This is a genomic window from Sporolactobacillus sp. PKPK-6 (assembly GCF_056678885.1).
Map to the genome: position 1 here is coordinate 2,031,973 of NZ_JBWXPA010000001.1, position 23,688 is coordinate 2,055,660.

Here is a 23,688-nt window from a genome sequence, read left to right on the forward strand (position 1 = left end):
GGGGGGAAAGTTGATGAACACGAATGAGCCGATCTATTCGATGCCGAAAATTATTGGAAAAGATGCGCGTGTTCTGATTTTAGGGTCGATGCCCGGCGTTGAATCTTTGACGAAGCAGCAATACTATGCCAATTCGCGCAACCAATTTTGGCGGATCATGTACGCACTTTTTAACCAAGAATACTTGAACCCGTCCTATGCTCAGAAAACGAATTTTGTTAAGAAACATCAGATTGCACTGTGGGATTCCATTCACTATTGCAAGCGCCAAGGAAGCCTTGACTCTGCAATTAAAGACGAAGAGCCTAACAATATTCCCGGCTTGCTTCGCGCATATCCGGACATCCGAGCGATCGCTTTTAACGGAAGTAAGTCATTTTCCGTATTTAAAAAGCATTTTAAAGCGTTGATCCCAACCGGCATAGACTTAATTAAGATGCCGTCGACCAGTCCGACGCCTTCTCGATATCCGAAAACACTGGACGAGAAGATCGAAGAATGGTCGACGATTAAAAATTACTTGTGAACGCTCTTAGATCGGAAGGATGCGCATCGCAACAACCACGCCACAAAAAATAGTCAGAAAAACCGTCGAAGACAGCGAAAGCAGATAGTGTTTTTTCTCATGCTCATATCTCCACTCCATCAAGGCACGCAGCGCATTAATCAATGTTACATAGACGATGATGCCGATCGCCGCAGCATTGAAGAAAAAAAGAGCAACGATGAGTAGAATGAACAAAATAGCTTTCAAACCGGAATGAATTCTATTAAACGTGTGATAGATCCAGCCCTTGCTTTTCACGATGCTATACTTTTTCTTTAGGTAGTGCTCCACAAGCATATCGATCGTGAAAAGAATGAAACCAACAATGAAAATAGAATTATTTTCATAAGGAACACCTCTACGGGATAAGAAAATATAAATAAGGATGCCTATTTTTCAAAGACAATGCGCTCGTTAACAATCGTTTTGCTCACGGAAATGCTGCGCAGGTCGGCGGGATCAAGCGAAAAGGGATCTTGATCGAGAACTGTGAAGTCAGCTGTTTTGCCAATCTCTATTGTACCGCGCGCCTCTTCCTGACCACATGCGGCGGCGCTTCCTGTTGTGTAAAGTGCGATCGCTTCAAAAACACTTAATGCTTCGTTGGGAAAATAGCGTTTTCCATTTAAGTCTGTATTACATGTACGCGTTACTGCTGAGTGAATGGCCAAAAAGGGATTTGGCACTTCGATCGGCGCATCGCTGCCGCCGGCAATCGTGAATCCTCTTTTCTGAATGGATTTCCATGCAAAAGCGAGCGGCGGGAAAGCCGGCCCGAGGACGTCCAGCGCCCATGGCATATCGCTGCTCATGAATTGGGGCTGAATGTCAAAAACAAGCGGCATGCCTTTGGCCGCGTTCAGCATATGCGGACGGAGCCACGGCGTATGAATCATGCGATCTTTTTGACCCGGAAGCGGTGGATATTTTTTTAGAACGCGAATCACCTGTTCGAAGGCGCGGTCGCCAATAATGTGAATGGCGACAGGCAGCTGCGCGGCGCGCGCCTGACGCACAAGCAGTTCAAATGCATCATCCTGATGAAATTTTAAACCGAGGTTGTGCGGTTCCCCAGCATATGGCTCAGTCATGAAGGCAGTATGAGAACCGACCGTACCGTCATAAAAGATTTTCATAGCGCCGAGCGCAACAAATGGATCGGATGTTTTGAGCGCTTCCGGGGCCTGAAGGTAAGCATTTAATTCTCTATGATGAACAAGCAGATGTGCTCGAAACGGGTAATTCTCGTTGAGGGTGCTGCGGAATGCGCAAACGGTACCTTCAAAGCCATTAAAATAGTGAAGATCTTCAGAGTGTGCGCCGACAAGCCCCTTTTTCCACAAATCATTGACGGCTAGTTTAATCAGCCGCTCCAGCTCTTTTTGGCTTTCGGACGGGAATCGATCGATGGCAAGCATCGAAGCTTCATCGCGCAAAACACCGGTTGGCACTCCCTTTCCATCCAAGTCAATCTTTCCGCCGCCTTCAAATACTTGGCCGCGCTTGAGACCGATTTTTTTAATAAATGGAGTATTGATGCTGACCGTGTGGTAGTCAATCCGGCGCACGAGAATCGGATGCACATCGCTGATCCTATCAAGGTCGCGCCGTGTCAGCAGCTGCGAGCTGTCGCTTAAATTGTTGTCATCATAACCTTCGACAAACAGCCACTCCCCGTCCTTTAACTGAGCTGCGCGTTCGGTAATTGCCTCCATGCATGCCTTCTTCGTTGAATAGCCGTAAAGATTCAGGCGATCTAATGCCTGGCCGTACCAGAGCAAGTGCAGATGACTGTCAACGAAGCCGGGAAAAACGATCCCACCGTGAAGATCAATCCTTTCTGCACCCCACTCTTGAGCCATAGCGGCTGCTTGTTCCTCTAAAGCAATTATTTTGCCCTTATCGGTAAGCACACGGGTCACAGTCTGCCCAGGCTTGTTCATCATGTAGAATGTTCCGTTCATCCATAGTTTCAATTTGCGGCACCTCACTTGAATGTTGTCCACCATTCGTTTTAAGTTAAACATACGGGAAAAGGCGCTGATGCACAACCTCAAACATGATGCCGAACGCTTTATCGCGTCAATTTGCGAAACTATTTCTTGGGATTTGATAGAAATCGTCTGTTAAGATCGGTATAATAACAGTACTGGGTAAAGAGTAAGACGGCTTTTGTGCCGGCCGCAATAGAAATGCTACTGTAAAAAAGTGAGGGATTCATACATGATTGCTGAAGAATTTAAGCAGATGCTCAGTCAGAAGTCGGTGATTCGTGAACTTGCGGAATATGCCACGGAACGAGCGAAACAAATAGGTTATGAAAATGTCTTTGATTATAGCTTAGGCAATCCGTCGGTACCGGTTCCTCAAGCATTTACCGATAAGCTGGTAGAACTCGCATCAAGCAAGGATTCTATGGCTGTCCATGGATACAGTCCGAGTCTTGGGATCACCTCTGTTCGTGAGAAGGTCGCGGCTTCGCTTTCCCGACGATTCGGCCTGAATTACAAAAAAGAGCATATTTTCATGACGTCCGGCGCGGCAGGCGCGCTTGCTCACGCATTGCGTGCGGTTGCGACCTCAGGCGATGAAGTGATCACATTTGCACCGTTTTTCCCGGAATATACACCTTACGTGCATGGACTTGGTGCCGTCTTGAAGGTTGTTCCGCCGGATACGGAAACAATGCAAGTTAACTTTGAAGCATTTGAAAAAATGCTCTCGCCGAAGGTTTCTGCCGTATTAATCAATACACCTAACAATCCATCAGGAGCAGTTTATTCGACGGAAACGATCAAGAAACTCGCGTCCTTTTTGTCACAGAAAGAAAAGGAATACGGTCACGATATTTATATCATTTCGGACGAGCCTTATCGTGAAATTGTTTTTGAGCATGTGGATGCACCTTACACGGCCAAATACTATACACATACAATCACTTGCTATTCATTCAGTAAATCACTGTCGCTACCGGGAGAACGCATTGGCTATGTAGCCGTCAATCCGAATGGTCCGGATGCGGCGCTGATCGTGAACATGTGCGGCCAAATCTCGCGCGGCATTGGCCACAATTGTCCGCCTTCGCTGATTCAGCTGGCAGTTGCTGAAGTGCTCGATATGACTGCCGATCTGTCGGTTTACGAAACAAATATGAACATTCTCTATGAAGGGCTTACGAAGCTCGGCTTCTCATGCGTGAAACCGGGCGGTACCTTCTATATCTTTCCGAAGGCCTTGGAAGAGGATGCGGTCGCCTTCTGCAAGCGTGCATTAAAATACGATTTGATTCTTGTACCGGCAGACAGCTTCGGCTGCCCGGGTTACTTCCGTATGGCTTATTGCATTCCAACGGAAAAAGTGGAACGCTCGCTTGCTGCATTTGAAAAGCTGGCAAAGGATTATCAGTAATTCATTGCCTTTGCATGGAGCGTTCGGTTCCTTCAATGCTTAAACTACGTTATAATCGTGGAACATGGAACAGCTTAAACGTTTATCAAGAGAAGGTAGGGGGCTGGTTTAACGAAGCTTCAGCAACCTCATACGGAAGGTGCTGAAGTCCATCAAATGAGTAGTGTCTAGAAGATAGGCAAGATATCAAAAAATAAACTCTCTTACGCGTGTTGAGTGTTCACTGGGAGAGTTTTTTTGTTGTCTAGAGAAAACAGCGGTGAAAATTAAGTTATGAAGCCATCGTCTGTCCGCCGTTCACATGGATGGTCTGTCCGGTAATATAGGATCCGTCATCGGAAGCGAGTAAAACATAAACAGGTGCAAGTTCGTAGGGCTGACCGGCACGTTTCATTGGTGTATCTGCGCCTAAAGTCTTAACGACGTCCGCCGACCATGAAGCAGGTTGAAGCGGAGTCCAGATCGGTCCCGGAGCGACAGCGTTCACGCGAATGCCTTTGTCGGCAAGATTGTGGGCAAGTGCCCGTGTAAAGCTGACAATCGCGCCTTTTGTCGAGGCATAGTCAATTAACTGGCTGCTTCCGATATTCGCTTGCACGGAAGTTGTGTTGACAATACTGTCTCCGCTGTGAAGATGCGGCACAACTGCTCGCGAGAGCCGAAAGAACGATTCAATGTTAACATTAAAGGTTGTTTCAAGCTGCTGATCTGTAATTGCCTCAAGTGAAGGCTGGGGAAACTGAACACCTGCATTGTTAATTAAAATATTTATATGCCCATATGTTTCCAGTGTTCGGGTGACAATTTGTTCGCCGGCATTTCGTTCACGCAAATCAATTGGAAGAAGGAGGCATCTCCGACCAATTTTTTGCACCGCATCCTGAACTGTTTTTGCATCTTGATTTTCGTTTAGGTAAACCAGAACCAAATCGGCACCTTCTTTTGCAAAAGCGACGGCAGCGGCACGACCAATACCGCTGTCCCCTCCGGTAATGATGGCAATTTTACCTGTTAATTTTCCAGTACCAATATAATTTGGATTGTCAAAAATCGGCTGCGGATTCATGAGATATTCTAGTCCGGGCTGCCGGTCCTGATGCTGCGGTGGAAAGGTAATCGGGACTTCTTTGCAATCAGTCATTGAACCATAATATGGAATGACAGGTTTCATCATTCAAATCATCTCCCTATTGATTTCACACAGTATATGCAAATGAATGGGGTAAGTGCCTATTATTATTGAGCGGCTGATAAATTCCCGAAATCTGCCGATAATCAGAGAAAGAGGTCAAATAACGAGAGAAAAATGATACTATATAGAAGACACAACGTCATTTGAGCTGGAGGCAGACATGAAAAAGACACTGTTAGTTATAACGATGATTGTAGCCCTTGTTCTGAGCGGCTGCGCCAATCAGGAAGATCAAGCCTATGATCAGGCAATGAAAAAAGGACAGGCTGCTCTTGTTTCAAAGGATTATGATGCTGCGGCAGGCTATTTTAAAAAGGCATTAAGCTATAAGAAAAAAGATCAAAAGGCAACCATATTATCCGCTCAAACCAATAATTTTCTGGTTGCAAAGTCAATGATGGATCATCCGGATCAAGCGATTACGTCATTAAATGCAGTCATTCTTCAAAAAAATGGATCAGGTGCATTGAGAAAAGATGCAAGGGAGTTAAGAGACAAAGTGATGGCGGCAAAACAACAGAATGCTGAGGGAACTTCATCGAGTCAAGCTTCCCAGAGCTCATCGTCAACCTCGTCAGAAAGCAGCTCGACGGCTGCTTCGTCGAGCAGTACAGATGGTTCATCATCGTCGTCATCTTCTGCATCATCGGGCAGTTCATCGAGCAATACTTCAAATAGTTCTGGTGAAACGGTGACGCAGAAGCAAGCGGAAGCGGCTGTGATTAAGGCAGCAGGCTATACGCCGGATGAAGTTTACGTCGATACGACTGACAATGGGGCTTATTATTCAATGGAGCTGCGCGAAAACCATACGAATGACAGTGCGGCGGATCCCAATACTGCTCCGTCCGCAGGATTTTTCAGATACTATAAAAGTTCGGGAAAGGTCACTCAGCTTGATCTGCTCAGTAATACGTACAAGGAAATTAAATGAATTAATTCTTAAAATTGATCGGTATTGATCATACTGTTTTGACCCATAAGCGTTGCTTGTGGGTTCTTTTATTTAATCGTGCAATAATTCAAGGTGGATAAAGGAAGGAAGCTGAAAATAAATTTTAATCGATTCGCCGCACCTTGTGTCGGTTAAAGCATACAATTGTTTGTAACTATGCTTTTTGGGGTAGCTTAAGGTAACGATGATATTGAAAATGAGCCGGTAAAGATAAACAAGTGCAGTTTTCACAAAAAAATCATTTTTTTCTAATTGTGACATTAACGAGGCAATGTTATACTTTTAACGTGAAATAAGATTTCCTAATCATTCACATAAAAGTGGTTAAACTAAGATTCTTGGAATAGTATGTGATGAGTAGGTAGAAAACTTTTTTCTTTATTGTGAAAGGAATCACGAATCAAGCTGTTCAGGTTACAACTCCCGCTGTTCAGAAACATCGGGTGTAGAATAAACTTTCTTTAGGAGGATGTTTAAGCATGGCTTTTAAAATCATTGCGTATGGTGTAGAACCTTACGAAGAACATTTGTACAGTGAATTGAACAAATACGGTTATGAATTGACTTTGGTTAATGACTTGCTGACTGCCGACAACGGTGATCTTGCAAAGGGTCACGACGGCGTACTGCTTTTCGTTAACTGTCTCGCAGACCGTGCAAACCTTGAAAAATTCAGTGAATACGGCATCAAATACGTATTTACACGTACCGCCGGCTTTAACCATATCGACCTGCAAGCAGCTTCTGATCTTGGATTGAAAGTTGCTCGTGTTCCTGCTTATTCACCGAACGCAATTGCAGAACTGGCTGTTTATCTTGGAACAGCACTTCTTCGCCACACAGTTTATACAACTGCCCGCACTTCGAAACTGAACTTTACTGTAACGGAAACGAATTTCAGCCACGAAGTTCATAAAGTTACTGTTGGTATTGTCGGAACAGGCCATATCGGCTGCGTTGAAGCAGAATTGTATAAAGGTCTCGGCGCGAAATTGCTCGGTTACGATATTTTCCAAAGCGACTTCGCTAAGAAATTGGTTGAATTCAAGGAATTGGATGAACTGCTTGCTGAATCTGATATTGTCAGCCTGCACCTTCCATACTTCCCTGGCAAGAACGAAAACTTTGTCGGCGAAGACTTCATCGGCAAAATGAAAAAGGGCGCCATTCTGGTCAACACTGCACGTGGCGAAATTGTTGACGAAGCTGCTGTCGTTAAAGCAATCAAGAGTGGTAAACTCGAAGGCTTCGGTGCCGATGTATTGACTGACGAAGCACGTTTCTTCGGCAAAGACTTCTCTGACGGCACTGAATTCCCAGATGCTACGATCAAAGAATTGGTTGAACTCTATCCTAAGGTATTGATCACACCTCACGTTGCTGCAATGACGGACGTAGCCGTTTCAAACATGATTTCAACAAGCTATGATAACTTCAATGCTGCAGTCAAAGGCGAAAGCCTCGGCCGCGCTGAAGTTGAACTTCCGCAACCAGCTGCAAAATAATAATTGATTTCAATAAGGCAGCCCCGCTCATGAGCGGGGCTGTTTTTTTGAAATAACGCGCATGTTGACGGTGTCATCAATTAGGGTGATCGTTATGTATGTACACAAGCAAGAAGAGGGTATCTCAGAAAGTCTATCTTTGACTCTGAGATACCCTCTTCTAAATTCTTTGAAAATAGAGATTAGCTGCCAAGATCTGCAGGCGGTTCGCTTTTTCCCTGGTCCATTTTTTTCTTTACAATTTGGAACAATTCATCGCTTTCAAGGAAATCAAAAAGGTGATTCAGCCAGTTGTAATAGTCTATTATATAGCGGTACTTGTCCATGTCCGCCTGGATTAGTTCGCGCTCGGTTTCTGACAGCTCAGGGTTTCTCATAAGCTGGGTTAGTTCGTTCAAGGATTGTTGTACAGCTTTTGTATTCATCGCAGTCACTTTTCGCCATTGATTTGAGAAAAAATCAGTGAAGATCTGATACCAGTCACCCTGTGCTTCATAAAGATCCTTTCGAATGCCTTTTCTCCAGACACGTTCAACCATATTCAGTTCCATAAGGGTGCGAACGGATGTACTCATACTAGTCTTACTCATCTTTAATTCTTCTTTCATATCGTCCAAAGTCATGGGTTTGCCGTTAAAGAACAAAGTGCCGTACAACCGTCCAATAGAGGGCGAAACACCGTAAAGATACATATTCTGCGACACCGACTCAATGACGCGTTCCCTTATAGTATCAACGATCTCAGAGTGCTCCATTTCATTCACCAACTTCATTGTAAAATTAACTATAGTTCATTGTACCTTTTGCTATTCTCTCTGAAAAGAAGGAATTCATTGAGCATCTATTTATTCAGTATACAGAGTTTTATCTGTTTGTACAGTTTGAACTGTATAAACGATTATGCTAACATGATAGTACTGAAGGCATCACATGAAAAGGTGCGGGTTATCAAGGCTGTTCTGATTGCGGTGCACTGCCTGCCCTTGCGGCGTACCGAGTACAAATAGATGCATGGATCTTTGAGGAACTGAGGAAGCTCTGATTTTTTTTGCTTTTAAGAGCTTTTATAAAAAGAAACGAGCGAGGTGTTTCAATGAAAAAAATTGAAGTGAAACAAGCGACAAAAATATTTGGAAAAAACCCGAAACGCGGTTTGGAGCTTTTGAGAAAAGGGCTAAACAAAAAAGAGATTAAGAAAAAGACAGATTTGAATGTCGGTGTTTCTGAAGCAAGCTTTCACGTGGAATCTAATGAAATTTTTGTGATTATGGGTTTGTCAGGCAGTGGAAAATCGACATTGGTTCGACTCTTAAACCGTCTAATCAATCCGACATCCGGAACGATACTGATCGATGGAGAAGACATTACGCAAATGAATGTCGAGCACCTACGCGAGGTACGCCGTAAAAAAATTAGTATGGTCTTTCAGGGATTCGCATTATTTCCGCATCGAACCATTCTCGAGAACACGTTCTTTGGTCTTGAAATTCAAGGAGTTGGTAAAAAGGAGCAAATCGAACGTGCACGTTATTCACTTACACGTGTCGGGCTTAAAGGATACGAGGACAGCTATCCGAACCAGTTATCCGGGGGGATGCGGCAGCGTGTTGGTTTGGCACGTGCTCTAGCTAGTGATACAGACATCCTGCTCATGGACGAAGCTTTCAGTGCGCTTGATCCTTTGATCCGCAGAGAAATGCAAGATCAATTGCTGGATTTGCAGAGTGATATGAAAAAAACGATCGTGTTCATAACCCATGATTTAGATGAAGCGTTGCGCATTGGTGATCGTATTGCGTTGATGAAAGACGGACAAATTGTTCAAATCGGCACTCCTGAAGAAATACTGATGAATCCTGCCAATGATTATGTAGAGCACTTCGTTGAAGATGTCGATCTGAGCAAGGTTATTACTGCAGGTCATATTATGACACGTGCTGAGGCTGTCAGCAATAATCGCGGAGCACGTGTTGCATTGCAGCTGATGAATGATAATGACATCTCCAGTATTTTCGTGGTTGATCGTACTAAAAAGCTGCTTGGAGTGGTTGATGCAGATGATGCGGCAGCAGCAATTAAGGCGGAGACACCTTTGGGCGAAATTATTAAAAAAGTGCAATCGGTACAAGTGGATACACATCTGAGTGATTTGTTTGACGATATCTCAAAATCACCGCTTCCGCTGGCTGTTGTCGACGAACAAGGCAGACTGCTCGGGCTGGTTCGTCGCGGGGCAATCATTAATGCGCTCGCAGGGAACACACCATTAACGAGAACAACGGAGGTGCAGAACCCATGAGTGAGACTTTTATGCCAAAGATACCGATCGGGCATTGGGCGGATTTGCTTGTTCAATTTATTACCAATCATTTTGAAGGCTTTTTTGGCTATATTGCTGCCGGAATACAAAGTTTTGTCGATAGTTTGGTTTGGCTGTTTGCTTTTATGACGCCGGTTGTCTTTATTCTTCTTTTAGCGGCGATCGCTTTTTGGCGCCGCGGTATCGGAGTCGCTTTATTCACATTGATCGGTTTGGTTTTAATTTATGATTTAGGTTATTGGGCACACGCCATGCAGACGTTCGCACTTGTCTTAACCTCAGTTGTGTTGTCGATCGTAATTGGATTTCCGCTTGGAATTCTAGCTGGAATCAATAAGACATTTCATCGCATTACAACGCCGATTCTTGATTTTATGCAGACCATGCCTTCATTTGTTTACTTGATTCCGGCCATTTTTCTGTTTGGTACCGGCATGCCTCCAGGTGTTGTGGCGACGATTGTCTTCGCCATGCCGCCAACAATTCGCATGACTGGACTAGGCATTCGTCAGGTTCCATCGGATCTAATCGAGGCTTCGGATGCATTTGGTTCGACAACTTGGCAAAAACTTTTTAAAGTGCAGATTCCAATAGCAGCGCCGACGGTCATGGCCGGTGTTAACCAAAGCATCATGCTTTCGCTGTCAATGGTTGTCGTTGCGTCACTGGTTGGTGCGCCGGGACTCGGTGCCGATGTCTATCTTGCGGTAACATCGTTGCGCACAGATATTGGTGTTGAAGCGGGTCTGGCGATCGTTATCATTGCGATCATGTTGGATCGTATTTCACAAAATACACGAAATAAAAAAACGGGGGGATCCTAACTTGAAGAAAATTAACCGTATTATTATGAGTATGTTTCTATTAGCTGCCTTGACGCTGGCGGGATGCCAAAGTCAGAGTTCAGGAAATGCCGATTCGTTCGGCAATCAAGTCGATCACAGGATTATTGGAATTGATCCGGGTGCAGGCCTAATGAAGCTGACCGATACAGCGATTAAGGATTATAAGCTGAACAATTGGACCGTACAGTCCGGTTCGGAATCGACGATGATTGCTGCACTTGATAAGGCGATAAAGAAAAAAGAACCCATCGTGGTCACAGGTTGGACACCGCATTGGATGTTCCAAAAGTATGATTTGAAGTATCTGAAGGATCCAAAGGGCTCTTATGGAGCGGCGGAGAACATTCATACAGTGGTTCATAAGGGATTTGAAAAGAAAGACCCGAATGCAACTAAGGTTCTGGATCAATTCTCTTGGACTGCCGATGATATGGGAAAAGTGATGCTGTCGATTCAAGGCGGTACCGACGCGAAAAAGGCGGCCGCGCAATGGGTGAAGGATAATAAGGACAAGGTCAGTGCATGGACAAAAGGTGCCGACAAAGTCAGCGGCAAAACAATTAAGCTCGGTTATGTCGCGTGGGCTTCTGAAATTGCCAGTACCAATGTTGTGGCAACGGTGCTTGAGGATCTTGGTTACAACGTAACGCTTGAGCAGCTCGGTGCCGGACAAATGTGGGCCGGACTGGCAAAGGGTAGCGATGATGCTATTGTTGCTGCATGGCTTCCTTCCACACACGCTGATTATATGAAACAATTTAAAAATAAAGTGACCGATCTTGGTCCTAATTTAAAAGGTACAAAGCTTGGACTTGTCGTTCCGTCCTATGTAAAGATCGATTCAATTGACGACTTAAAAGACTGATTCAAAAAACGCGCCTGCTCGTATTTGAGCAGGCGTCTTTTTTACAAGGAAAGAAAGCATATAATTTTCGCCAAAGCCAAAGGTTGTGAGCCAAATGCGCAGGTGCGAGACTCCTGCGGAGCGGTTCTGTTGATCGCAGGCCAGGGGAGACCCCGCAGGTATTAGTTTGCTTGAGGAGGCTCCCGGACTGCCCGCGGTCGCGCTCAGTTGATGCGAGCAACCGGAGCGTAATCAAAATCCGGCATGATTTAAGGACCGGGCGCTTTTTGTCCGGTTTTTCTTACAAGTAAAGAAAGTATAAGATTTTACCCCATATTTAAACGAATAAACCAGTGTCTTGACCGAGAATCAAAGCGGAGGTGCGAGACGCCTGCGGGATCAGGTGCCAGCGAGACCCCGCAGATTTCTGCTTGTCTGAGGAGGCTCGCGGTGCGCCCGCGGTCGTGCTCTGTTGATGCGAGCAACCGAAGCGATGATTCAACACTGTAAAGACACAAACCAATCACACATGACTGGAGATTAAGGACCGGGCGCTTTTTACTCGGTTTTTCTTATACGCGCATAGTTGTTTTGCCAGATGTGAACAAAATATTAATTCTACTGTGTCTAATATAAATATTCGCAACATTCTATTGACACTGATAAATTGATCGTGTAAACTGACATCACTCACTAAAAAAAAGTCTTCCAAGAAGGTAAATATAATGTTCCGTTCAAAAGCGTACGAAGTAGTCGTCATTTTGATTAGCTAGGACTCAGGTGCATCAATCGTTCAATCGATCGTATGTGCTTCGAGTCCTCTTCGTTCTGATCGGGACCGGAGCTGGCCCCATTCAGAATCATCTGGATGGGGCTTTTCGTTTAGGTGAGAAGCGAGCATGCTGCGTATCAGAAAAAAGGCATGGAAGACAAAGAATGAGACAGATGTACAGAAAAAGGAGACGAGAAGGATGAAGATTGTTGTTATCGGAGCAGGAGCTATGGGTCTGAGATATGGGGTGCTGCTGCAGGAAGCAGGGAATGACGTTCATTTTGTAGACACGTGGGAACCAAACGTTGAAGAGATCAAAAAAAACGGCGGTGTCCACGTATGGCGTGACGGTAAGGATGAACGGTTTGCTGAAGTCTCTTGCAGCTATCCTGAAGACTATCATGAAGAACCTGACCTTGCGATTGTGTTTGTTAAAGACATGCATACGGTTGAGACGATGGAAAGGTGTAAGCATTTCATCGGCAAGAACACCTATGTCATGACTAATCAAAACGGCTTCGGCGGCGCTGAATACATTGCTCAGTTTGTTCCTCGTGAGCGTATTATCGCAGGTACCGCAATGATTGCAACCGTCATGAAAGGGCCTGGAAAAGTCGACTTTATCGGTAAGCGTGGCGCAGGTCATGTGCATATCGTCCGCGTAGCGGGTGAACCTAATGACTTTATTTATAAAGTCGCTGATGAAATGGAAAAGGCACTGATGCACCCGACTGTTCAGAAGGATTATATGGGTACTGTTTGGACGAAGCTCGTGTTCAACTCTGTTGTCAACACGTTATGTACACTCATGAATATGAAGATGGGTCAATTTGCGGCTTATAAGAATGCAAAGGAAATGTCACGCAAGCTGATCTATGAAGCTTATGATGCAATTGACGCGGAAGGGTTTGAACTGGAAGTCTCTCGTGATGAACTTGTCGATCAAGTCATGTACGTTTCCGAAGTCAGCAATCCGCTGCACTATCCTTCAATGCATCAGGATATGAGTACGAACCGTCCTACAGAGGTTGATTACATCAACGGCGCCATTGTCCGTCTTGCTGAGAAGAACGGACTGGAGGCTCCGTACCACTCAATACTCGTTGACCTTGTGCATCTGAAAGAAGAATCGAGAAAATATAACGAAGAATAATTAAAAATCTGATCCATTTCTTGATTCTTTGCATCGATAAATTATAAATATAAGATAAAAACTCCGGGATATGATGCTATTTTGTGCATGCGCCGGAGTTTTTTGCGGCTTTTTATCAGTTGGGGTAAAATGGACTATAGATTTTGTGCGTATAAAAATGAGCGGAACAATCACTTGATTTCATAGGAGGATAAAATGACTGAAAAATTTAAGCGTGTTCATATAATTGTGCTCGATTCGGTGGGCATTGGCGAAGCAACCGATGCAGCAAAGTATAATGATGAGGGCTGCGATACAATCGGACATACGGCAGCGGCGATGAACGGTTTAGCTGTTCCGAATTTGGAAAAGTTAGGCTTAGCTAATATTCGGCCCGAACAACCCATTCAAGGTGTGCAGGTTCAGGAAAAACCGCTGGCCTATTATACGAAGATGCACGAAATTTCAGCTGGGAAAGACAGTATGGACGGGCATTGGGAAATGATGGGTCTTCCCGTGCGTACACCGCTTCATACCTTTCCAAACGGATTTCCCGATGAACTGATTCATAAAATTGAAGCATTCAGCGGCCGAAAGGTGATCTGGAACAAACCGGCGAGCGGTACGGAGATTCTCAAAAAACTCGGTGAGCGCCAGATGAAGACGGGAGAACTGATCGTGTATACTTCCGGTGATTCCGTGCTGCAGATTGCCGCTCATGAAGGAATCATACCGCTTGATGAACTGTACAAAATTTGTGAATATGCACGTGAACTGACGATTCCTGAGCCATATCATCTCGGACGCGTGATCGCTCGCCCTTATGTTGGCGATAATGCCGATAATTTTGAGCGTACGGCTAATCGACGCGACCTCACACTCGTACCGCCGGAAAAAACTGTGCTTAATCTCTTGCAGGATGCAGGTATTGATACATTAGCAATTGGCAAAATCAATGATATTTTCAGTGGAAAAGGAATTAAGGATGGCTGGCATACGGTCAGCAACGAGGACGGCATGGAACGGTTCATTGCTCTTTTAGATCAAGATTTTCATGGCCTAAGCTTTACCAACCTTGTCGACTTTGACGCGAAATATGGTCATCGCCGCGAACCGGTGCTCTTTGGCAAAGCACTCGAAACCTTTGATCGGCAGCTTGGCCAGGCACTTGATAAATTGAAAGATGACGATCTGCTTATGATCACCGCAGATCATGGCAACGATCCCGGGTTCCGAGGAACAGACCATACACGCGAGTTCGTTCCGCTGTTGGTGTACTCACCTTCCTTCGCAGCAGGCAAGGCACTCCCGGTTCGCAAAACCTTTGCGGATCTTGGCGCAACAATCGCTGATAACTTTAATACGGAGAAACCAAAAGTAGGAGCAAGCTTTTTAAATGATCTAAAATGAATCCGGGGTGAGCGGAATGAGAATGGTCGACATCATTACGAAAAAGCGGGACGGATTTGCGCTGTCCCCGGAAGAAATCCGTTTTTTTATCGATGGTTATGTCAATGGCAGCATTCCTGATTATCAGGCGAGTGCGCTGGCTATGGCTATTTATTTCAAGGATATGACCGACCAGGAAATTGCTGAACTGACACGGGCAATGGTTGACTCGGGAGAAACTGTAGATCTGTCAGCGATTACCGGAATAAAAGTCGATAAACACTCGACCGGTGGTGTTGGCGACACAACCACGCTGGTTCTGGCGCCGCTTGTCGCCGCAGTCGGAGTTCCTGTGGCCAAGATGAGCGGACGCGGTTTGGGCTTTACCGGCGGAACCATTGATAAGCTGGAATCGATCTCCGGTTTTTCTGTTGAGATGAGCGGTGAGCAGTTTGTCATGCATGTGAACCGTGACCATATTGCGATTATTGGTCAAACCGGCGACCTTGTTCCGGCAGATAAGAAGCTTTATGCATTACGTGATGTCAGCGGGTCGGTTGAATCCATTCCGCTGATTGCGAGCTCAATCATGAGCAAAAAAATCGCGGCAGGTGCCGATGCGATCGTTCTAGAAGTGACGTGCGGTTCCGGAGCTTTTATGAAAAGCGAGGGAGATGCCGTCCGCCTTGCGGAAACGATGGTACAGATCGGCAAGCATGTTGGCAGAAGGACGGCGGCTGTGATTACGGATATGGATCAGCCGCTAGGCTTTGCAATTGGCAACGCGCTTGAAGTGAAAGAAGCCATCGATACGCTGCAAGGACATGGTCCCAGTGACTTGCGCGAGCTTGTGCTTGAGCTAGGCAGCCGAATGGTTCTGTTTGCCGGCAAGGCATCGCATCCGGATGAAGCAAAACAGCTGCTTGAACAAGCGCTGGAACAGGGCAAGGCATTTGATAAATTTAAACAATTTATTAAAAATCAAGGTGGGGATCCGAGCATCGCTGATTATCCGGAGCGATTGCCGAAGGCCGAATATCAGATCCGGCTTCCCGCCCAATCATCCGGGGTGGTCGCTGAAATGAAGGCGGACCAGATCGGTCTTGCGGCCATGCTGCTTGGTGCCGGAAGAGCGACGAAGGAAGATACCATCAACCATGCAACAGGCATTGTTCTGCACAAAAAGGTTGGCGACTCTGTGACCGAGGGAGAAACTCTGCTCACCATTCACTCGGATTCTAAGCGTATCGACCAAGTTATAGAGAAACTGAATCAAAATATAACCATTGCCGGCCATGCAGACAAGCCGGCGCTCATCCACAGAATCATTCACTAAAAGGAGAGACAGACATGAATCAGCTCGCAAAATATATTGATCATACAGCACTAAAAGCAGATGCAACGGAGAAGGATATCCTGAAGCTGACTGAGGAGGCAAAAAAATTCGATTTTGCCTCCGTATGCGTGAACCCATGCTGGGTTCCGCTCGCCGCAGAACAACTCAAAGACTCTGAAGTGAAGGTATGTACGGTTATCGGTTTCCCGCTCGGAGCGGCAACAAGCGAAGCAAAGGCATTTGAAACAAGGGATGCGATCGCCAAAGGCGCTGAGGAAGTAGACATGGTCATTAATATCGGCGCTTTGAAAAGCGGAAAAGAAGAAAAAGTTCAGGCAGACATTCATGCCGTTGTGCAAGCGGCCGAAAAACAGGCGCTTGTTAAAGTAATCATCGAAGCCTGTTTGTTAACCGATGATGAGAAGGCACGTGCTTGTCAGTTAGCTGTTCAGGCGGGAGCGGATTATGTGAAGACATCAACCGGATTTTCTACCGGAGGTGCAACCGTTGAAGATGTTGCGCTCATGCGTCAGACGGTGGGTGAAAATGTCGGCGTCAAAGCGGCAGGCGGCATTCATTCGAAAGCAGATGCCGAAGCAATGATCGCTGCTGGTGCTTCTCGGATTGGTGCAAGCTCAGGGGTTAAAATCATTGCTGAGGCAAACGGAAACGGGAATACGCTTTAATAAAGACTTGAATTAATTGTGTATAGTGTGGTATACTTTTTGTCGTGCCGAATGAGTGGGATTGTTCCCGTTCAACTGTTGCACGATGATTATAGGGCGTTGGGCAAGTGGTTAAGCCAATGGATTCTCATTCCATGATCGCGGGTTCAATTCCCGTACGCCCTCTATAAACGAAAAGCAGCCATCCGGTTAAGACGGATGGCATTTATTTTTACTTTCGTTATTGTAAGCGTTTACATATTGAGCTACAATAAAGAAGGAAAATGTGAACAGAATGTGACGATGCAATGAGTAATTTTTGAGCATATAAAAAAATAATGAAAGGACGTGATGATTTTGGCTAAAAAACGAATTGTCATTCTTGGAGCAGGTTATGGAGGATTGCGCACATTAAAGAAATTGCAAAAAATGAAACCAAATGCAGACCTTATTCTTATTGATAAGAACAATTACCATTGTGAAACGACTTCACTTCATGAGGTTGCAGCCGGGACATCGAATTCAGATGAAATTTGCTATTCACTTAATCTTGTTATTGATCAGAAGCAGACAACATTTATTCAGGGTACTGTCCTGCATGTGGACAAGGAAGCAAGACAGGTCTTCCTGAAGGATCATGATCCTGTTTCCTATGACTATTTGCTGATTGGATTGGGTTTTGAACCGGAATATTTCGGTATCAAAGGCATGAATCGCTATGGTCTGTCCATCGCAGATATTCCTTCTGTAACGAAAATAAAAGATCATATTGAAAATCAGTTTGAAAAATGGAGTAATGATCACCGTCCGGAGCATTTGGTGATTGCAGTCGGCGGTGCAGGGTTTACAAGTTTTGAATTTTTAGGAGAACTGACTCATCGCATTCCGAAACTTATTGAACAGTTCCAAGTGGATCGGAGTTTAGTACGTATCCTGTGTATTGAACCAACGCCTCATGCGCTTCCGATGTTCAATCGAAAATTGGCGGAATACGGCGCGCATAAGCTGAGCGAGAACGGTGTTGAATTTATAATCGGCAGGGTCAGCGGTATTGATGCTGAACGGATCTATTACAAATCAGGTGATCAAATCAAAACGCTTCAGGCCGGTACATTTGTTTGGACCGGGGGAGTCAGCGGAAGTTCTGTTGTCAGTGCATCGGGATTTGCGCAGCGCCGCGGTCGCGTGATTGTTAACGATGACTTATCTGTTCCTGATCATCCGGAAATTCTGATTATAGGCGATTGTTCAGCTGTCATTAATCCGGAAGATGGTCGTCCCTATCCGACCACCGCGCAAATTGCGATGCAGCAAGCGGATTGTGCGGCATATAACTTGAATGCAAGGATTGAGGAAGCGTCGACAAAGCCGTTTGTCTTTAAATTTATGGGCACCGTGTGTTCGCTTGGCCGCAATGATGCGGTCGGAGAAATTATGGGCAGAAATCTCAAAGGCCGACCGGCATCCATTATGAAAAAAGTGATTGAAAACCGATCGCTGGCAAAAATCGGCGGTGTTGAAACCATGATAAAAAAAGGGAGATTCAGCCTGAACAAATAAAAAATAATAAGGAGCCTGCAAACTAAATCATTTGCAGGCTCCTTCTAGTTAATAACCCCCGATAGCTTTACTCTTTGTCTATTCTATTATTTAGCTGCGACCGCGTCCGGAACTTTTGCCAATGCCTGTTCCAGATCATAGATGATGTCGTCAACGCTTTCGATACCAATGGATACACGAATCAGTTCGGGTGTTACACCGGTAAAGGCCTGTTCTTCCGCAGTCAATTCAGCATGTGTCGTGCTTGCCGGATGAATGATCAGCGATTTTGCATCGGCCACATTGGCGAGCAATGAGAACAGCTTTACATTGTTGATTAATGTCTTACCCGCTTGTAGTCCGCCTTTCACGCCAAATGTGAAAATGGATCCGGGACCTTTTGGAAAGTATTTTTTTGACAGTTCTTTGTATGGGTTGCCATCAAGTTCAGGATAGTTTACCCATGTGATTTTCGGATGATTGTTTAAAAACTCAGCAACTTTGCGTGCATTTTGAACATGGCGTTCCACACGCAGGGAAAGAGATTCCAAGCCTTGCAGGAACAGGAATGCATTCTGCGGGCTGACTGTTGCGCCTGTGTTGCGCAGCAGCTGAACACGTGCTTTTGCAGCGAATGAAGCAGGTGCGAGATCAGCATAGACCAAGCCGCCGTAGTTTTTGTCCGGTGTCGTGAAATCAGGGAATTTGCCACTTGCCCGCCAGTCAAATTTTCCTCCGTCAACGAGAATGCCTCCGATAGCAGTTCCGTGGCCACCAATAAATTTCGTAGCAGAATGGACAACGACATCTGCGTCGAATTCGATTGGACGAACGAGGTAAGGTGTTCCGAAGGTGTTGTCAACAATGAGAGGAATTTTATTTTCGTGTGCGATATTGGCAACGGCTTCGATATCGAGAATATTGATTTTCGGGTTACCAATCGTTTCACCGTAGAGTGCTTTTGTATTATCACGGATTGCTGCGCGGAAATTTTCCGGATCATCCGGATCAACGAATGTGACATCAATACCGAGTTTTTTCAAAGTGACATTGAACAATTCATACGTACCACCGTACAAGGTAGAGGCAGCAACAATATGATCACCGGCATTTGCAACATTCAAAATGGCGTACGTAATCGCCGCAAGTCCTGAAGAGGTGGCAAGAGCTGCGGATCCGCCTTCAAGCTGAGCAACGCGCTGTTCAAAGACATCTTCAGTTGGGTTCATAATGCGTGCATACACATTGCCCGGCCTTTTCAATTGAAAGAAGTCTGCTGCTTCGTCTGCATCCTTGAATACAAATGAAGTAGTCTGATAGATTGGTACGGCACGTGCACCTGTTGCAGGATCAGGCACTTGACCTGCGTGTACCTGCAAAGTCTCAAAACCATATTTTCTTTCCTCTGCCATGTTCATCTCTCCCTATGTTCTTTAAGTTTTACATTAAATAAAATCTTAGAAAAAAGGGTGCGCAGATTAAAAGACCGCTTCCCGCAGAGTAGATAGGGAAGCGGCCTTATTCGCCGGTTCTTTTCTTATCTGCCAGAATTTAATCTGCTGGAATTAACACCATACACATCAAACGTGCTGGTTGTCGGGCTTCGTCGGGCCAGTCCCTCCGCCACTCTTGATAAGATTTATTTAATTGTGTACAGTTTATCGTGCTGTGTTTTATTTGTCAAGCAATAAATACAAGTAATTTGATATGTTTAATCAAAAATAAAGAAAAAGGCGAATGCGTGAAGCATTCGTCTCTTTCTGATAGAATGACAGACCTGATTAATAGAGACCGTCAACTGTTTCTTTTGTGCTGATGTAGATATTCTTCGTTTGCGTATAAGCATCAAGAATACTCTTATACGTTTCACGGCCGATACCGGATTTCTTGTAGCCGCCGAATGGAGCACCTGCAGGAAGCTGGTTGTAGGTGTTGACCCACATACGACCGGTACGTACGCTGCGAGCGACACGGAGTGCCTTGTTGATATCTTGTGTCCATACCGCACCGCCAAGACCGTAATCCGATTGGTTTGCGAGTTTAATTGCTTCATCTGCATCTTTAAATTTGATAACCGTTGCAACCGGTCCGAAGATTTCTTCCTGAGCGATTCGCATGTCGTTATTTGCGTCTGCAAGAAGCGTTGGGGCCATGAAGACACCTTTATCGAGGTTGTTGTCCGTCAGCTGGCATCCGCCGGTCACAAGCTTTGCGCCTTCATCCTGGCCGATCTTAACATATTCCAAGATCTTTTCCAGTTGCCGTTTGTTGACTTGAGCACCCATTTGAACGCCGTCTTCCCAAGGCAAACCGACATTAACTTTCTCGAATGCATCTTTTAGTGCGCTAACGAATTTATCATAGATGCCTTCTTGAACGAAGATTCGTGAACCTGCACAGCATACTTGGCCTTGATTGAATAGAATGCCGAGCTGTGCGCCTTCAATGGCACGTTCCCATGGAGCGTCATCAAAGAAAATGTTGGCCGATTTGCCGCCGAGTTCAAGGGTTGCCGGAATCAAGCGCTTTGCAGCTGCCGCGGCAACTTCATAACCGATTTGGGTTGAGCCGGTGAACGCAAGCTTTGCAAAGCCGGGATGATGCAGCATATAATCGCCGGAATCAGAGCCGCGTCCGGTAATAACATTCACGACTCCTGCTGGGAGTGCCTGATCGAAAATTTTAGCCAATTCGAGCAGACTCAGTGATGTTGAAGAAGATGGGTGAATGACAACCGTGTTTCCTGCTGCAATTGCAGGAGCAATCTTCCAAGCGGCCATCAGCAATGGGAAGTTCCAAGGAACAATTTGCCCAACGACACCAATAGGTTCCTTTAGATTGATGGTCAATGTATTTTCGTCAAGTGCGTTAGCCGTGCCTTCTTCGGAACGGATAACACCGGCAAAATAGCGGAAGTGATCTGAACTTGCCGGAACGTCAATTCCCTTTGTTTCACGAAGCGGTTTGCCGTTATCTAATGTTTCAACAAGTGCCAGGTGATCAGCGTTTTCATCAATTAAATCAGCGATCTTAAGCAACAGAGTACTTTTCTCTTGAACGCTGACATCCTTCCATGTGTCAAATGCTTTTGTAGCTGCTTCCACAGCTGCGTCTACATCGGCATGACTCGCGTCAGTGAATTCAGTCAGCTTTTCACCGGTGCTAGGATTGTAGCTTGCTATTTTTTTACCTTCAGAGCCTTCAACCCATTTACCGCCGATATATAGTTTGTATTCAGTATCTACTGCGTGTTCCAGGACTGTGTCTTTAATACTCATTGCACATCTTCCCTTCAAAATTTAGTGTAATTAATATCACATGTCTATTGTAATGCAGAGTTTCAAAAAATAAAAAGAAAACGCTCTCTATTTTTAAAACAAATGCAAAATGCTAATTGTAACGGATGCGACTGTTACTCAAATGGATAGCGGATGCCCCATTGATCACGCACGTTGGTCATAATTTTCATCACACTGTCGGTCAGCGGAAGTGTTTGTTCATCAATTTCTCGGTTTACTGCAGCATTCATGTAATCGTATTCATAAACCATTGCCTGATCAGTGCTTCCGGCTTTAAGTGTTTCCGTGCGACCATCCGGATAGGTAATGGTCGCTTGATCAGCTCGCGGAAAATTGTCCACAGTTATATAAGCTTTATCTCCGGTGACAATTCCCCGTTTCGGCAATTTCGCTCTCATCGTGAGTGTAACAACAGCCATTTGGTCATCCGGATTTTTTAAAATAATGCCGGATTGTTCATCGGCACCGGTCTCGAATTGTTTGACTGTGGTCAAGATTTCATTAGGCTGGCTGCTGAGAAAGAAACGCGCAAAGGACAGGGCGTATGCACCAATATCAAGAAGTGCGCCTCCTGCGAGATTCATATTGAAGAAACGATTGTTTACGTCATATGGTTTTAGGCTGCCGAAGGTAACGTTCACCATTTTGACTTCGCCAATGGCTCCGCTCTCGACGACTTCCTTCAGCTTTTGATAAAGTGGCATGTGATAAATCGTCATTGCCTCGGCAACAATCAAATTCTTTTGCTTTGCGTAACGAATGACAGGATCCAGTTGCCTGCTGCTGACTGTAATTGCCTTTTCGCATAGGACGTGTTTGCCTGATTCCAAACACTTAAGCAGGTAGCTGTAATGATTGGAATGAGGTGTTGAAAGGTAAACGATGTCAATGGCAGGGTCACTTAAAAGTTCATCGTAACTTCCGTAAGCTTTCTCAATATGATTCTTGTCGGCAAAGGCTTGGGCACGTTCCAAGCTTCGCGAACCGACCCCATATATTTTGCGGCCGCTCGCATGCAGCGTCTGCGCAAATTCAGCAGCAATGGCTCCGGGACCGATGATCGCCCATTTTCGATCACTCATTAATGGTTCACCTCACGAGATGTCTTGCTTAGCCAGCGCATGCCGTTTTCGCCGGCGATCAATGCCTTTGTTGCAACATCGACGAAAAGAGATGTATCAATGACGCCGCGGATAGCTTGTAAATCGTCGTCCAGTTTTCGAATATCACTAACCTGATCAAAATAGACATCCATTAAAAGATGGCCGTTATCGGAGATCGTGAATCCATCCTTTGCCGCACTGCGGCGCATCTCCGGTCTTCCACCTAATTGTTCAACCTTGCTGCGTACGTAGGCCATAGCCTCGGTCAGAAGTTCTAGGACAACTGGCTTTTCGAAGGTTAATGTCTGTGCGTATTTGGATTCATCAACGAGAAGGATGTACTCATCAGCCATTGAACCGATGAGTTTCTCTAATGCATGAATCCCTCCGCCGCTTTTTAGGGCAAAAAGCTGCTGGTCAACTTGGTCGCATCCGTCAAAGGCCAAATCAATATGATCGACGCACTCTGTATGGAGTACCTGCAGACCATTCTCTAAGCAGAGTAGCTTTGTTTGCATTGAGGGCGTGACAACTTGCACCTCAAAATTATCTTTTTCTTTAATAAAATGAATCAGATGACTGATCGTACTGCCTCCGCCTAAGCCAATGATCGAATGATTGGGAATGATCGCCAAAGCTTCTTTGGCACATTCTTTCTTAATATCAAAAGCGCTCGTTTTCATCACCACCGATCGCACATATGTGCGAATATAAAGAATATGTGCTATTTAATGGCTTAAGTATACCATGCTTAAATGTACTGTTCAAACAATAGTCCTCGGCAGAAGCAGAATAGTGAAAAAATTATTGTGCTGATTTGATCTGACAACCAGAAGT

20 protein-coding genes, 1 tRNA gene and 1 riboswitch are annotated in these 23,688 nt (G+C 45.2%); of the genes, 13 read left to right on the top strand and 8 right to left on the bottom strand.

Annotated features, from left to right (window positions below):
* Window positions 1-13 precede the first annotated feature (13 nt).
* The gene (locus AC1MBV_RS09975; protein ID WP_480948173.1) at window positions 14-526 is read left to right on the top strand and encodes a DNA-deoxyinosine glycosylase; all 513 of its coding nucleotides are present in this window, start codon (window positions 14-16) and stop codon (window positions 524-526) included.
* 6 nt (window positions 527-532) lie between these two features.
* On the opposite strand, the gene AC1MBV_RS09980 is transcribed toward AC1MBV_RS09975, so the two are convergent.
* Window positions 533-844, bottom strand: coding sequence for a DUF4181 domain-containing protein (locus tag AC1MBV_RS09980; protein WP_480948174.1), 312 nt, complete (start codon window positions 842-844; stop codon window positions 533-535).
* Window positions 845-936: 92 nt separating this feature from the next.
* Window positions 937-2,523, bottom strand: a complete 1,587-nt coding sequence (locus tag AC1MBV_RS09985) for an amidohydrolase (RefSeq protein ID WP_480948175.1) — start codon at window positions 2,521-2,523, stop codon at window positions 937-939.
* Window positions 2,524-2,770: 247 nt separating this feature from the next.
* Between AC1MBV_RS09985 and AC1MBV_RS09990 the strand changes: the two genes are divergently transcribed.
* Window positions 2,771-3,955 (top strand): pyridoxal phosphate-dependent aminotransferase, encoded by a 1,185-nt coding sequence (locus tag AC1MBV_RS09990; RefSeq protein WP_255747875.1) that lies wholly within the window; start codon window positions 2,771-2,773, stop codon window positions 3,953-3,955.
* A gap of 271 nt (window positions 3,956-4,226) precedes the next feature.
* Here AC1MBV_RS09990 and AC1MBV_RS09995 read toward each other — a convergent pair whose 3' ends face one another.
* Window positions 4,227-5,126 carry an SDR family oxidoreductase gene (locus AC1MBV_RS09995; protein ID WP_255747943.1) on the bottom strand — a complete coding sequence of 300 codons (900 nt, stop codon included), beginning with the start codon at window positions 5,124-5,126 and terminating at the stop codon, window positions 4,227-4,229.
* Window positions 5,127-5,307: 181 nt separating this feature from the next.
* On the opposite strand from AC1MBV_RS09995, the gene AC1MBV_RS10000 reads away from it, so the two are divergent.
* Window positions 5,308-6,081, top strand: coding sequence for an outer membrane protein assembly factor BamD (locus AC1MBV_RS10000; RefSeq protein WP_255747873.1), 774 nt, complete (start codon window positions 5,308-5,310; stop codon window positions 6,079-6,081).
* Window positions 6,082-6,581: 500 nt separating this feature from the next.
* Window positions 6,582-7,607 (top strand): NAD(P)-dependent oxidoreductase, encoded by a 1,026-nt coding sequence (locus tag AC1MBV_RS10005; protein WP_255747871.1) that lies wholly within the window; start codon window positions 6,582-6,584, stop codon window positions 7,605-7,607.
* Between the two features lie 182 nt (window positions 7,608-7,789).
* Here the strand turns inward: AC1MBV_RS10005 and AC1MBV_RS10010 are convergent, their stop codons facing one another.
* Window positions 7,790-8,380 carry a GbsR/MarR family transcriptional regulator gene (locus AC1MBV_RS10010; protein WP_480948176.1) on the bottom strand — a complete coding sequence of 197 codons (591 nt, stop codon included), beginning with the start codon at window positions 8,378-8,380 and terminating at the stop codon, window positions 7,790-7,792.
* A gap of 320 nt (window positions 8,381-8,700) precedes the next feature.
* Between AC1MBV_RS10010 and AC1MBV_RS10015 the strand changes: the two genes are divergently transcribed.
* The 9 genes from AC1MBV_RS10015 to AC1MBV_RS10055 all read left to right on the top strand — a co-directional run bounded on the left by AC1MBV_RS10015 (window position 8,701) and on the right by AC1MBV_RS10055 (window position 18,470).
* The gene (locus AC1MBV_RS10015; protein ID WP_255747867.1) at window positions 8,701-9,906 is read left to right on the top strand and encodes a quaternary amine ABC transporter ATP-binding protein; all 1,206 of its coding nucleotides are present in this window, start codon (window positions 8,701-8,703) and stop codon (window positions 9,904-9,906) included.
* Window positions 9,903-10,751: an ABC transporter permease gene (locus AC1MBV_RS10020; protein ID WP_255747865.1), complete on the top strand. Its 849-nt coding sequence runs from the start codon at window positions 9,903-9,905 to the stop codon at window positions 10,749-10,751. Before AC1MBV_RS10015 ends, AC1MBV_RS10020 begins: the two co-directional genes overlap by 4 nt.
* 1 nt (window position 10,752) lies before the next feature.
* Window positions 10,753-11,637, top strand: a complete 885-nt coding sequence (locus AC1MBV_RS10025; protein ID WP_304654813.1) for a glycine betaine ABC transporter substrate-binding protein — start codon at window positions 10,753-10,755, stop codon at window positions 11,635-11,637.
* Between the two features lie 878 nt (window positions 11,638-12,515).
* Window positions 12,516-13,541: a ketopantoate reductase family protein gene (locus AC1MBV_RS10030; RefSeq protein WP_255747863.1), complete on the top strand. Its 1,026-nt coding sequence runs from the start codon at window positions 12,516-12,518 to the stop codon at window positions 13,539-13,541.
* 195 nt (window positions 13,542-13,736) lie between these two features.
* Window positions 13,737-14,930: a phosphopentomutase gene (locus AC1MBV_RS10035; protein ID WP_480948177.1), complete on the top strand. Its 1,194-nt coding sequence runs from the start codon at window positions 13,737-13,739 to the stop codon at window positions 14,928-14,930.
* Window positions 14,931-14,946: 16 nt separating this feature from the next.
* The gene (locus AC1MBV_RS10040) at window positions 14,947-16,245 is read left to right on the top strand and encodes a pyrimidine-nucleoside phosphorylase (protein WP_480948178.1); all 1,299 of its coding nucleotides are present in this window, start codon (window positions 14,947-14,949) and stop codon (window positions 16,243-16,245) included.
* Between the two features lie 14 nt (window positions 16,246-16,259).
* Window positions 16,260-16,931 carry a deoxyribose-phosphate aldolase gene (gene deoC, locus AC1MBV_RS10045; RefSeq protein WP_255747857.1) on the top strand — a complete coding sequence of 224 codons (672 nt, stop codon included), beginning with the start codon at window positions 16,260-16,262 and terminating at the stop codon, window positions 16,929-16,931.
* 93 nt (window positions 16,932-17,024) lie between these two features.
* Window positions 17,025-17,096 (top strand) — tRNA-Glu (locus AC1MBV_RS10050).
* Window positions 17,097-17,267: 171 nt separating this feature from the next.
* A complete protein-coding gene (locus AC1MBV_RS10055) occupies window positions 17,268-18,470 on the top strand; it encodes an NAD(P)/FAD-dependent oxidoreductase (RefSeq protein WP_255747856.1) in 1,203 nt (400 codons plus the stop codon).
* Window positions 18,471-18,556: 86 nt separating this feature from the next.
* On the opposite strand, the gene AC1MBV_RS10060 is transcribed toward AC1MBV_RS10055, so the two are convergent.
* From AC1MBV_RS10060 to rpiA, 4 genes are all read right to left on the bottom strand, one after another.
* On the bottom strand, window positions 18,557-19,861 hold the full coding sequence (locus AC1MBV_RS10060; protein WP_480948179.1) for an O-acetylhomoserine aminocarboxypropyltransferase/cysteine synthase family protein: 1,305 nt from the start codon (window positions 19,859-19,861) through the stop codon (window positions 18,557-18,559).
* A gap of 122 nt (window positions 19,862-19,983) precedes the next feature.
* Window positions 19,984-20,088, bottom strand: a riboswitch (SAM riboswitch).
* Between the two features lie 142 nt (window positions 20,089-20,230).
* Window positions 20,231-21,727, bottom strand: coding sequence for an aldehyde dehydrogenase family protein (locus tag AC1MBV_RS10065; RefSeq protein ID WP_255747854.1), 1,497 nt, complete (start codon window positions 21,725-21,727; stop codon window positions 20,231-20,233).
* Between the two features lie 134 nt (window positions 21,728-21,861).
* Entirely contained in the window at window positions 21,862-22,830 is a 969-nt protein-coding gene (locus tag AC1MBV_RS10070) for a Gfo/Idh/MocA family protein (RefSeq protein WP_480948180.1), read from the bottom strand.
* Window positions 22,830-23,534, bottom strand: a complete 705-nt coding sequence (gene rpiA, locus AC1MBV_RS10075; protein ID WP_255747851.1) for a ribose 5-phosphate isomerase A — start codon at window positions 23,532-23,534, stop codon at window positions 22,830-22,832. Before rpiA ends, AC1MBV_RS10070 begins: the two co-directional genes overlap by 1 nt.
* Between the last annotated feature and the right edge of the window lie 154 nt (window positions 23,535-23,688).

Bases quoted from the DNA above. Each gene is read 5' to 3' on its own strand.
- rpiA (WP_255747851.1), bottom strand. From the start codon at position 23,534: ATGAAAACGAGCGCTTTTGATATTAAGAAAGAATGTGCCAAAGAAGCT.
- deoC (WP_255747857.1), top strand. From the start codon at position 16,260: ATGAATCAGCTCGCAAAATATATTGATCATACAGCACTAAAAGCAGAT.
- AC1MBV_RS10040 (WP_480948178.1), top strand. From the start codon at position 14,947: ATGAGAATGGTCGACATCATTACGAAAAAGCGGGACGGATTTGCGCTG.
- AC1MBV_RS10020 (WP_255747865.1), top strand. From the start codon at position 9,903: ATGAGTGAGACTTTTATGCCAAAGATACCGATCGGGCATTGGGCGGAT.
- AC1MBV_RS10060 (WP_480948179.1), bottom strand. From the start codon at position 19,861: ATGGCAGAGGAAAGAAAATATGGTTTTGAGACTTTGCAGGTACACGCA.
- AC1MBV_RS09980 (WP_480948174.1), bottom strand. From the start codon at position 844: ATGCTTGTGGAGCACTACCTAAAGAAAAAGTATAGCATCGTGAAAAGC.
- AC1MBV_RS10010 (WP_480948176.1), bottom strand. From the start codon at position 8,380: ATGAAGTTGGTGAATGAAATGGAGCACTCTGAGATCGTTGATACTATA.
- AC1MBV_RS10015 (WP_255747867.1), top strand. From the start codon at position 8,701: ATGAAAAAAATTGAAGTGAAACAAGCGACAAAAATATTTGGAAAAAAC.
- AC1MBV_RS09990 (WP_255747875.1), top strand. From the start codon at position 2,771: ATGATTGCTGAAGAATTTAAGCAGATGCTCAGTCAGAAGTCGGTGATT.
- AC1MBV_RS10030 (WP_255747863.1), top strand. From the start codon at position 12,516: ATGCTGCGTATCAGAAAAAAGGCATGGAAGACAAAGAATGAGACAGAT.
- AC1MBV_RS10000 (WP_255747873.1), top strand. From the start codon at position 5,308: ATGAAAAAGACACTGTTAGTTATAACGATGATTGTAGCCCTTGTTCTG.
- AC1MBV_RS10005 (WP_255747871.1), top strand. From the start codon at position 6,582: ATGGCTTTTAAAATCATTGCGTATGGTGTAGAACCTTACGAAGAACAT.
- AC1MBV_RS09975 (WP_480948173.1), top strand. From the start codon at position 14: ATGAACACGAATGAGCCGATCTATTCGATGCCGAAAATTATTGGAAAA.
- AC1MBV_RS10065 (WP_255747854.1), bottom strand. From the start codon at position 21,727: ATGAGTATTAAAGACACAGTCCTGGAACACGCAGTAGATACTGAATAC.
- AC1MBV_RS10035 (WP_480948177.1), top strand. From the start codon at position 13,737: ATGACTGAAAAATTTAAGCGTGTTCATATAATTGTGCTCGATTCGGTG.
- AC1MBV_RS10070 (WP_480948180.1), bottom strand. From the start codon at position 22,830: ATGAGTGATCGAAAATGGGCGATCATCGGTCCCGGAGCCATTGCTGCT.
- AC1MBV_RS09995 (WP_255747943.1), bottom strand. From the start codon at position 5,126: ATGAAACCTGTCATTCCATATTATGGTTCAATGACTGATTGCAAAGAA.